Raw genomic sequence first — 9058 nt, 5'->3', positions numbered from 1 at the left:
CAACATCAAGGGACAGGAGCTGTATTCCGGCAGGGCCAGCCGGCATCACAAAGGGCAAGGCTTTGAGCTTCCCAAAGAGGCTCTTGACCCTTTGTCCGCCGGGATTTACCTCATCAGCCTGAATCCTGGTAACGGCAAAACCGCCACTGCCAGGCTGGTAGTGGCTGAATAAAGCTTCCTATCAAATCGGGGGGCCCGGCATCCAGCGAAAACTGTGAGCATGGACTTCAGGCGTTGCTGCTGTCGTCGATGCTCGTTCCTCGCTCGACGCCAGCCAGGTAGCTCTGAAGATCAGGACTGTCCGTCATTCCAGCGCTTCCACCCATTCAAATTGAACGTGAGTCAAAAAAAGACGCGGATGGATTCCGCGTCTTCTGATATCATTTGCCTGCTTCACTCCTTACAAAGGGGCATAAGCCGGACGGATGCTATTGCTGTTTGCCTATCTCCATTCCGCGTTTGATGGCCGCGAGGTTCTTTTCCAGCAAATCTGGGTCTTTGGCTTTCAGGAAGGAAGTGAGGTCTTCCTCCATGGTTTCGTATTTGATGAGCCCTGTTTTGCCGATCACAATGCCGATGGCCAGCATGTTCATAACCCGCATGGAGCCGATTTCCAGAGAGATGTCGGTCATGGGGGCGGCCACGATCTGAACGTCGTCCCGTTTGCAGCCGTGGGGGCAGGAGTTGGTGTTGATGATCACCACCCCGCCGGAGCGGACACTGGGTCCGAATTTATCCAGGGAAGGCTGGTTCAGGGCCACCAACACATCGGGGTAGCTCACGATGGGAGAAGCGATGGGGCCGTCGGAAACAACGGTGGAGACGTTGGCGGTTCCGCCGCGCATTTCGGGGCCGTAGGAAGGCAGCCAGGAGACGTTCTTTCCTTCTTTCATACCCGCCTGGGCGATGAATCTGCCAATGGTGAGAACGCCTTGTCCGCCGAATCCCGCGCAAATCATTTCAGTAGTCATCATTCCACCCCCTCGCCCTTGTCCCGGAACAAGCCGGGCTTGAAGAAGGGCAGCATGTTTTCCCGCGCCCAATCGCGCGATTTGACAGGGTCCATACCCCAGTTGGTGGGGCAGGTGCTTATGAATTCGATAAAGGTAAAGCCGCGGCCTTCTTTGTTATAGCGGATGGCTTTGTCCACGGCCTTTTTGGCTTTAATAATCTCGGCCGGGCTGAGCAGCGACACCCTTTCAATATAATAGGGCGCCACCAGGGTGGCCAGAAGTTCGCAAACGCGGATGGGATAGCCGATATCGTCCACTTTGCGGCCATAGGGGCTGGTGGTTGTCTTCATCTCGGGTAGGGTGGTGGGGGCCATCTGGCCTCCCGTCATGCCGTAGATTGCGTTGTTCACAAAGAAAACGCTGATGTGCTCGCCACGATTCGCGGCGTGAACTATCTCGGCGGTGCCGATGGCGGCAAGGTCGCCATCGCCCTGATAGGTAAAGACATGCATGTCCGGCCGGGCACGTTTCACACCGGTGGCGACAGCCGGGGCGCGTCCGTGGGCGGCTTCAGCCATGTCGAAATTAAAGAATTTATAGGCGAAAACAGAGCAGCCAACAGGGGCCACCCCGGTCATTAAATTGATCAGCCCCTGCTCTTCGATCGCTTCAGCGATGAGGCGGTGGGCCACTCCGTGGAGGCAGCCGGGGCAATAGGTGAAGGGTGTTTTGGTGAGAGTTTCAGGTCTTTTGGCGATTACTTGCATTTCTTTCCTCCTTCTTAGAAACAGGCTTCCAGTTTGGCCTGGATCTCCGCCGGGGTGAACACAATCCCGCCAACCTTTCCCCAGAATTTAACCGGGACCTTGCCGGCCACGGCGATCTTTACATCGTCCAGCATTTGGCCGGTGTTGAGTTCAAACACATAAACTTCCTTCACCTTGGGGCCGATGGCGGCGGCCACAGCCTCGTAAGGATAAGGCCAGCAGGTGATGGGACGGATGAGGCCAACGCTCTTGCCGGCGGCTGTGAGTTCGTTGATGGCGGATTTCACAATGCGGGAAGCGGTTCCCCAAGCCACGCAGAGCACCTCGTTGTCATTGGAGAGGTTGTAGGTATCATACTTGATTTCGTTTTTCTCGATCTCAGCGTACTTTTCATAGAGTTTTTCAACATGTTTTTCCAGCACGGCCGGATCGATCTCCAGGGAGTTTATCTCGTGGTGGTGTTTCTTGTCACCGTCTTCGTTGGGACAGATGCACCAGGAAAGGTGTTGGTTGCCAAGGGCTTCGATCTCTTTCTGGGTCTTCGCTTCCTTGAATTCCACCGGCTCCATCATCTGGCCCAGCATACCGTCGGCCAGAATCATTACAGGATTGCGGTATTTGTCTGCTAGATCGAAGGCCTCGGATGCCATGTCAGCGAATTCCTGCACGGAACTGGGAGCGAGCACGATGAGGCGGTAATCGCCATGTCCGCCGCCCTTGGTGGCTTGAAAATAGTCGCCCTGGGCAGGCTGGATGTCGCCCAGGCCGGGTCCGCCGCGCTGAACGTTGATGATCACCGCTGGTAGCTCCGCGCCGGCAATGTAGGAAAGCCCTTCCATTTTAAGGGAAATCCCCGGCGAAGAGGAAGAGGTCATCACGCGTTTTCCGGCTCCTGCGGCGCCGTAAACCATATTGATGGCTGAGACTTCGCTTTCAGCCTGGAGGAAGGTTCCCCCCACCTTGGGCATCATCTTGGCCATGTATTCGATAAGCTCGCTCTGAGGCGTGATCGGATAGGCGAAATAGAGGCGGCAGCCGGATCTGATCGCGGCTTCGGCCACGGCTTCGTTTCCTTTCATCAATATTTTCGACATCTCAACCTCACTTCTCGACCGTGATTGCCACATCGGGGCAGGTCATATAACACATTTTGCAGGCTATGCATTCATCCTGCTTGAAACACTCTGCGTAGTGGTATCCTTTCGCGTTAATGTCCTCTGAAAACCGGATGATCTTCTTGGGACAGGCAGCGATACAGAGTCCACAACCTTTGCAGTAAAACGGGTCAACCGTCATTTTGGGCATGGTCGTACTCCTTTTCTATTGTAATAATTCGTTTCTGTGATATAGCAGGCAACAGGGGATTTCTGTCAAACTATTTCTTCCGTCGCCCTCCCGGCAGGGGTTTATGAGGCCAAATTCGATAATCCAGCTAAAAGGGATCCCATCCCGAAGTTTTCAAGGCCGCGGAAGCCCGATTGACCGCCAAGGCCTACATATTGCGGCACAAGCAGATAAGCAGAAAAAACGAAAAATAAACTTGACAAAAATTGGTGGCTCAAAAAGTTCAGCGGCGAGACATAAGCAAAACATGGAAAACCAATATGAGAAATCAATCTAAGAAAACTCTCTCCACTGTTTTCGCTATCTGGGTGATGTTCATCGCTCCGATTTTAGCGCAAACAGTGGTGGGACAACCGAGCACGGAAGAGCTCACAATCCCTTATGAACAGGTGGCGGTGATCGATTCCCTGCAGAACCAAGAACCTCCAAGCGTGGAGGAAGCTCCACCGGGCGAGACCTGGGTAGCCTCCTACTACGGTAAACGCTTCCACGGTCGACGCACAGCCAGCGGTGAAGTTTACAATCAAAACGCTATGACCTGCGCACACAAAACCCTCCCATTCCAAACCCTCCTTAAAATTACCAATCCCAAAAACGGCAAGAACGTCATAGTTCGTGTTACCGACCGTGGCCCTTTCAAACACGGACGGGATATAGACCTCTCCTACGGCGCGGCAAAGGAAATCGGCATGCTCGCGGCCGGCGTGATGAAGGTGGAAGTAGTGCAACTTCAGGACAGGAAAGAATACACCGAGCTTTAGCTCAACCCATCCTGAAACAAAACACGGAATCAATCCTTGCCCTTATCCCAGAGTAACGATTGATTCCATTTTTGTTTGTGGAAGAATCTATGCCTGAATTGATAAAGAAGCTGGCCCTGTCTCCCGAGGTAAGTTCAGCGTTTGCCAAACGCCGGCCGGTGGTGGCACTGGAATCCACGGTGCTCACGCACGGCCTGCCCTGGCCGCAAAACCTGGCTGTGTTCCGGAAATTGGAAGAAATCATCGTGAACGAGGATGTGACCCCGGCCACGATAATCGTTTTGGACGGAACAGCGCATATTGGAGTGACTGAGAGTCTCATTGAGGATATCACCCCGTCGCTGAAAAAGCCGGGAACATTCCTAAAACTGGGCTCGCGGGACCTGCCTCTGGCCCTCAGCCTCGGCCACAGCGGAGGGACCACGGTTTCCGCCACCATGAAGCTGGCATCTCTGGCTGGGATCAAGGTTTTCGCCACCGGCGGGATCGGCGGCGTTCACCGCGGTTGGGAAAAGGCCCCGGACGTTTCCAGCGACCTGACCGCCCTCGCGTCTATTCCTGTGACGGTGGTTTCCTCCGGCTGCAAGGCCATTTTGGACGTTCCCGCAACCCTGGAGTATCTGGAAACCCTGGCCGTGCCCGTTCTGGGCTGGAAAACTGACAGCTTTCCCCTCTTCTACACCGCAGAAAGCGAACTCCGCATCGACCGGATTGACAGCGTGGAGGGTTTCTCCCTGCTGTGGAAAAACCATCTGGAACTGGGCGGGAAAGGCCTGCTGATCGCCAATCCCATCCCTGCCGCGGACAGCATTCCGGCCCCGCAAATGGAAGCTTTCATAAATCAGGCTTTGGTCGCCGCCCGACTGCACGGAATCACCGGAAAAGCGCTCACGCCTTTTCTGCTTGACTATCTGGCGCAGGCTACTAAAGGTGGCTCCGTAACTGCCAATCTGGCGCTGCTGCGCAACAACGCGAAAGTGGCGTCTGAACTGGCCAAGGCAATTGTTTAAGAGGAACAAGCCATGAGAATTTACATCTCGATCGACATGGAAGGCATGCCCGGAACTTTCAATTGGGAACATGAAAAGACGGACCGTCCGGCCGTGCGGAAATGCATCACCCAGCATGTGACCACGGCTCTGTTAGCCGCCTTGGGCAGTCCCCACGCCGCCATGATCGAAGAGATCACCATTGCCGACTCCCACAGCGGGGGCGATAACCTTGATTACAGCATCACAGAGCTTGATGCCAGGATCAACCTAATCTCAGGCTGTCCCCGGCCCCGCTACATGATGCCGGAACTCAGCAAGGATTACAGCCAAGTCTGGCTGCTCGGCTACCACAGCGGCACCGGCGCCTTGCGCGGAAACATGGACCACACCTATTCAAACAGCCGCATCCACAATATCTGGATCAACGGCCAGAGAATGAACGAAGCCCTCATCAATTCTGCCTTTGCGGGTTATAAACAAATCCCCGTCACCCTTGTCACCGGCGACGAAGCCTTGAAAACCGAACTCGCAGCTCCCATGCCCTGGCTGGAATATGTGGCCACCAAGCAAGCCGTGGCCAAGTTTTCAGCCAAAAACTACTCCCGGCTGGCCGTGGACAAAAGAACCCGCGCAACCGTTTTGAATGCCCTGTCCAAAAGCCCGGACAGTCTGCCGCTGTATAGGTTTGAAGCCCCCATCACCCTCAAAATCGAGTTCAACCACAGCTCAATGGCCGACCAGGCCGCCCTGATGCCCTACACCAAACGCCTTGACGGACGCACCCTCGAATTCACGGCTGACGACTATGAGATAGTTTTCGAGACCATCATGGTGCTGGTCTATCTGGCCTCAACCACCTCAATGTAAGGAGCGGAAATGGATCCCGTGCTTGTAACCATCGCCAAGTTCAGAGACAACTTTGAAGCCGACCTCGCCAGGGAGTTCCTCGCGGACAACGGCATTCAAGCTTTTTTGCAAAATGAACTGGTTTACTCCATGCTTCCAGGCATCCTGCCAGGCAAATTCGACATCGAATTGCAGGTTGCCTCAAGCGATGAGGCCCACGCTAGGGAACTTCTGGCCCAACAGCAGAACACGCCTGAGATAAGGAATATCCTCATCGCCAACGGCGCCATCCTCGAAGGACATTTTTTGCTCACCTCCGGCAAACACAGCGGCACCTACGTGGAAAAGATCAGGCTGCTGCAGGATCCCGCTGCCGCCGCCAAGATCTGCAGATTGCTGGCCGAACTTTTGGAACCCTTTGATTTCGACACCGTGGTGGGCCCCGCTTACGGCGGGATCGTACTGGCCTTTGAAGTGGCCCGGCTGTTGGGCAGGAACTTCGTTTTCAGCCAGCGCAAGGACGAGCGGATGACGATCCGCAGCGGCTTTGACCTCTCCGGGGTGAAAAAGGCCGTGGTGGTCGAGGATATAATCACCACCGGAGGTTCCGTGCGCGAGGTTATCGCTTGCCTCAGCGAGCGCGGAATCGAAGTCCAGGCCGTAGCCGGAATCGTGGACCGCTCCGGCGGCGAGGCTGATTTTGGCTGTCCCTTCCTGTCCCTGCTGAAAATGGACATCCCCGCCTGGAACGCTGAATCCTGCCCGCTTTGCGCGTCCCAGGTCCCGCTCACCCGTCCCGGCGCCAGCGACAAGCTGCTCTGAAGCTTTGAACGACATCGCCGTCATCGCTCTCAGCCGCTGGGAGCGCCAGCAACTAGCCGCGATCTGGAGATTCTTTCCTTTCGCCTCTGATATTAGCTGGCATTACCTTTACACGGGACCGGAGGACCAGGAAGAATTGCCCGCCCATCCAGGTTTCCGCCCCCAGGCCTTTTCCGCGGCCAATCCGGTGTCCGCGATGCGCGATCACATTGAGAAAGAGGGAATTACGCGGCTTTGCTTTGCCAGCCTGGGCACGCTGAGGCGCTGGGCCCTTGCCACAGGATCATCCCCCATCACGCTTTACGAAGGTGCCAGGCTCTCTTTGGCAGATCTGAGCGCGCTGGAAGAGGGTTTCACGGCGCGGATAGATGAACTCTGCCAGGCCCTAGCCCGCCATCCGGCCATCTTGCTCGCCGAAGCGGAAACCCTGGGTCAGCCCAAAGACGGCAGCGTCTATGCGGATTTTGAAGCCTTCCGCCGCGCCCGCTACGGCGAACTGCTCTGCACCGGAAACCGCGATCTGGTCTCTGCCGTCTGCCACTCAAGCCTGCCCTCGTTCACAGTGCGCCATATCGGTGAAGGCTGGCAGGCGCTGAACCTCGCATTGGATGAGGAAAAGGTGGATTTCCTGACCGCCCTGAACCGCCTGCGCCATGCCTCGGCCGATGCGGTTGAAAACACTCCCGGATGCAAATCAGGAAGCCCCTCCGCGTATCAGACCTCCTATTCGCTTTTCGCGCAATATTACGATTCCTACATGTCGCACGTGAACTACGAACAGTGGGTGGACCTGATCCTGTCCTGGCACAAGCGTGTGGCGCAAGAAACCCCCAAACGAGTTATGGAACTTGCCTGCGGAACCGCCAACGCCTCCGAGATCCTGGTTTTCCGGGGCATGGAAGTGGATGCCTGCGACATTTCGCCCTACATGCTTCACGTGGCAGATGCCAAACCCTTCAAACCCTCCCTCTTTCTCAATTCGCTCACCGATCCCATCCCCGGTGGCGGCTACGACCTCATCTTCTGCCTCTTCGACAGCTTCAACTATCTGGTGAAAAAAGCCGATGCCATCCAACTGCTCAACCACGCGCATAAGGCCCTCAAACCCGGCGGCACCTTCGTTTTCGACATCTCCACCCTCAAAAACAGCCTGGAGAATTTCTGCGACACCACCTCCTTCAACCGCGTCCGTGACGGCTACCTTGTCCAGATTTCCACTTATGAACCATTAACCTACCGCCAAATAACGCATTTGCTCCTCTTCCGCAAGAACCTCAACGCTTATGAGCGTTTTGAGGAACGCCACGTGCAGAGGGTGTACCGGTCCCCGGAACTTGTTGAGCTCTGCGCCGCTTCCAAACTGCGTCTCAAGGCCATCTTCTCTCCGGATACCAGGCCCAATCTGATTTCCCGCGACGGCAACGACCTCGACAACCGCTATTTCCGCCTCTTCTTTCTGCTCCAAAAACCGCTGTGAACGCTCTCTACGCCCACGACCTGGGCATTGCCAACCTCCAAGGCCGCCTGATCGGGGTGGACGAAGCCGGACGCGGCGCGCTGGCCGGGCCCGTGGTGGTGGCAGCCGTGGTATTGGATTACAGCCATCCCATCCCGGATATCAACGACAGCAAAAAACTCTCCCCCCGCCGCCGGGAACAGCTTTTCGCCGAAATCACCTCCTCCGCATCGGCCTGGTTCATCGTTGAGGTGGACGCCGCCTGGATTGATAGCCACGACATCCTGCAGGCCACGCTGAAAGGGATGCGGGAAGCCGTGACCGCCATCGCCGCGGAAAACGACCTCTGCCTTATCGATGGAAACCAGCTTCCGCCAAGGCTTATCTGCCCGGCAAACAGCCTGATCCACGGAGATTCGCTCTCCGCCTGCGTCGCAGCCGCCTCCATCCTCGCCAAGGTCCACCGGGACCGCCTCATGGCCGGCTACGAACCCCAATATCCGCTCTACGGCTTCGCCCAACACAAGGGTTACGGAACGGCAAAGCACCTTCAGGCCATTTCAGACCACGGACCCTGCCCCATCCACCGCAGGACTTTCGCGCCCCTTTCCCAGATTTGACCGCGTTTTCAGACACGCAATCCTGTCTGTAACACGCCATCCCACTTTGCGAACAAGCAAAGCGATGCCTACTGGCCGTTAAGGCCCTGTCCCGTGTTCCTGAATCGCCTCCCGCATGATGCCCGCATTTGATACGGGAATTGTGCGCGTGGCGTGCGAGGGGGATGGACTCGGGCGCTAAGGACGCGGCTGGCAGGATACGATGGTGGTATGGCCCGCGGGGCGGAAGAAAGATAACGCGGGTGAGGAGTGAGCAAAGCGAACGGAACCCCTCGACAGCGATTTCCCAAACCTATCAAAGCCTCGCAGAGGCGACAGAACCGCGGAGTTGATTTCTGACGCCCGCAAGGGGCTTTCCACCTTGTTGTTGCCCTTGTACAATGAGGTTACGCACCCTCGCTATCGTTATGTCGCCCTACGGGCTTGACCTGGAATCCAGAAACAACCACCGCCCAGCCCCCAACCCACGTCATTCCGGGCTTGACCCGGAATCCAGT

General features: G+C 56.3%; 11 protein-coding genes. 7 read left to right on the top strand and 4 right to left on the bottom strand.

What is annotated here, in order from left to right:
• Positions 1-172: hypothetical protein (locus GX466_05010; protein ID NLH93563.1), on the top strand; the 172-nt coding region annotated here is incomplete at its 5' end.
• A 256-nt stretch (positions 173-428) separates the two neighbouring features.
• Here GX466_05010 and GX466_05005 read toward each other — a convergent pair.
• The 4 genes from GX466_05005 to GX466_04990 are packed head-to-tail and all read right to left on the bottom strand — an operon-like array spanning position 429 to position 3025.
• A complete protein-coding gene (locus GX466_05005; GenBank protein NLH93562.1) occupies positions 429-971 on the bottom strand; it encodes a pyruvate ferredoxin oxidoreductase in 543 nt (180 codons plus the stop codon).
• Positions 971-1720, bottom strand: a complete 750-nt coding sequence (locus GX466_05000; protein NLH93561.1) for a 2-oxoglutarate oxidoreductase — start codon at positions 1718-1720, stop codon at positions 971-973. Before GX466_05000 ends, GX466_05005 begins: the two co-directional genes overlap by 1 nt.
• A gap of 14 nt (positions 1721-1734) precedes the next feature.
• Positions 1735-2814: a 3-methyl-2-oxobutanoate dehydrogenase subunit VorB gene (locus GX466_04995; GenBank protein ID NLH93560.1), complete on the bottom strand. Its 1080-nt coding sequence runs from the start codon at positions 2812-2814 to the stop codon at positions 1735-1737.
• A gap of 7 nt (positions 2815-2821) precedes the next feature.
• Entirely contained in the window at positions 2822-3025 is a 204-nt protein-coding gene (locus GX466_04990) for a ferredoxin family protein (protein ID NLH93559.1), read from the bottom strand.
• A 350-nt stretch (positions 3026-3375) separates the two neighbouring features.
• Between GX466_04990 and GX466_04985 the strand changes: the two genes are divergently transcribed.
• The 6 genes from GX466_04985 (at position 3376) to GX466_04960 (ending at position 8561) form a co-directional block, all read left to right on the top strand.
• Positions 3376-3825, top strand: a complete 450-nt coding sequence (locus tag GX466_04985) for a septal ring lytic transglycosylase RlpA family protein (GenBank protein NLH93558.1) — start codon at positions 3376-3378, stop codon at positions 3823-3825.
• 89 nt (positions 3826-3914) lie between these two features.
• Positions 3915-4835, top strand: a complete 921-nt coding sequence (locus GX466_04980; protein NLH93557.1) for a pseudouridine-5'-phosphate glycosidase — start codon at positions 3915-3917, stop codon at positions 4833-4835.
• Between the two features lie 12 nt (positions 4836-4847).
• Positions 4848-5684 carry a hypothetical protein gene (locus GX466_04975; protein ID NLH93556.1) on the top strand — a complete coding sequence of 279 codons (837 nt, stop codon included), beginning with the start codon at positions 4848-4850 and terminating at the stop codon, positions 5682-5684.
• Between the two features lie 129 nt (positions 5685-5813).
• Positions 5814-6485 (top strand): orotate phosphoribosyltransferase, encoded by a 672-nt coding sequence (locus GX466_04970; protein ID NLH93555.1) that lies wholly within the window; start codon positions 5814-5816, stop codon positions 6483-6485.
• Positions 6486-6489: 4 nt separating this feature from the next.
• Positions 6490-7962, top strand: coding sequence for a class I SAM-dependent methyltransferase (locus GX466_04965; protein ID NLH93554.1), 1473 nt, complete (start codon positions 6490-6492; stop codon positions 7960-7962).
• A gap of 20 nt (positions 7963-7982) precedes the next feature.
• Positions 7983-8561, top strand: coding sequence for a ribonuclease HII (locus GX466_04960; GenBank protein ID NLH93553.1), 579 nt, complete (start codon positions 7983-7985; stop codon positions 8559-8561).
• Positions 8562-9058 lie beyond the last annotated feature (497 nt).

The sequence above is a fragment of the Candidatus Cloacimonadota bacterium genome (genome assembly GCA_012516855.1).
Lineage (GTDB): Bacteria > Cloacimonadota > Cloacimonadia > Cloacimonadales > Cloacimonadaceae > Syntrophosphaera.
Note: the sequence above shows the minus strand (reverse complement) of the source record. Positions and strands in the feature narration are given on the sequence as shown.

What these genes read in the sequence shown, in the direction of transcription:
- GX466_04990 (NLH93559.1), bottom strand. Translation starts at nt 3,025, where the DNA reads ATGCCCAAAATGACGGTTGACCCGTTTTACTGCAAAGGTTGTGGACTC.
- GX466_05000 (NLH93561.1), bottom strand. Translation starts at nt 1,720, where the DNA reads ATGCAAGTAATCGCCAAAAGACCTGAAACTCTCACCAAAACACCCTTC.
- GX466_05005 (NLH93562.1), bottom strand. Translation starts at nt 971, where the DNA reads ATGACTACTGAAATGATTTGCGCGGGATTCGGCGGACAAGGCGTTCTC.
- GX466_04975 (NLH93556.1), top strand. Translation starts at nt 4,848, where the DNA reads ATGAGAATTTACATCTCGATCGACATGGAAGGCATGCCCGGAACTTTC.
- GX466_04980 (NLH93557.1), top strand. Translation starts at nt 3,915, where the DNA reads ATGCCTGAATTGATAAAGAAGCTGGCCCTGTCTCCCGAGGTAAGTTCA.
- GX466_04985 (NLH93558.1), top strand. Translation starts at nt 3,376, where the DNA reads ATGTTCATCGCTCCGATTTTAGCGCAAACAGTGGTGGGACAACCGAGC.
- GX466_04970 (NLH93555.1), top strand. Translation starts at nt 5,814, where the DNA reads ATGCTTCCAGGCATCCTGCCAGGCAAATTCGACATCGAATTGCAGGTT.
- GX466_04995 (NLH93560.1), bottom strand. Translation starts at nt 2,814, where the DNA reads ATGTCGAAAATATTGATGAAAGGAAACGAAGCCGTGGCCGAAGCCGCG.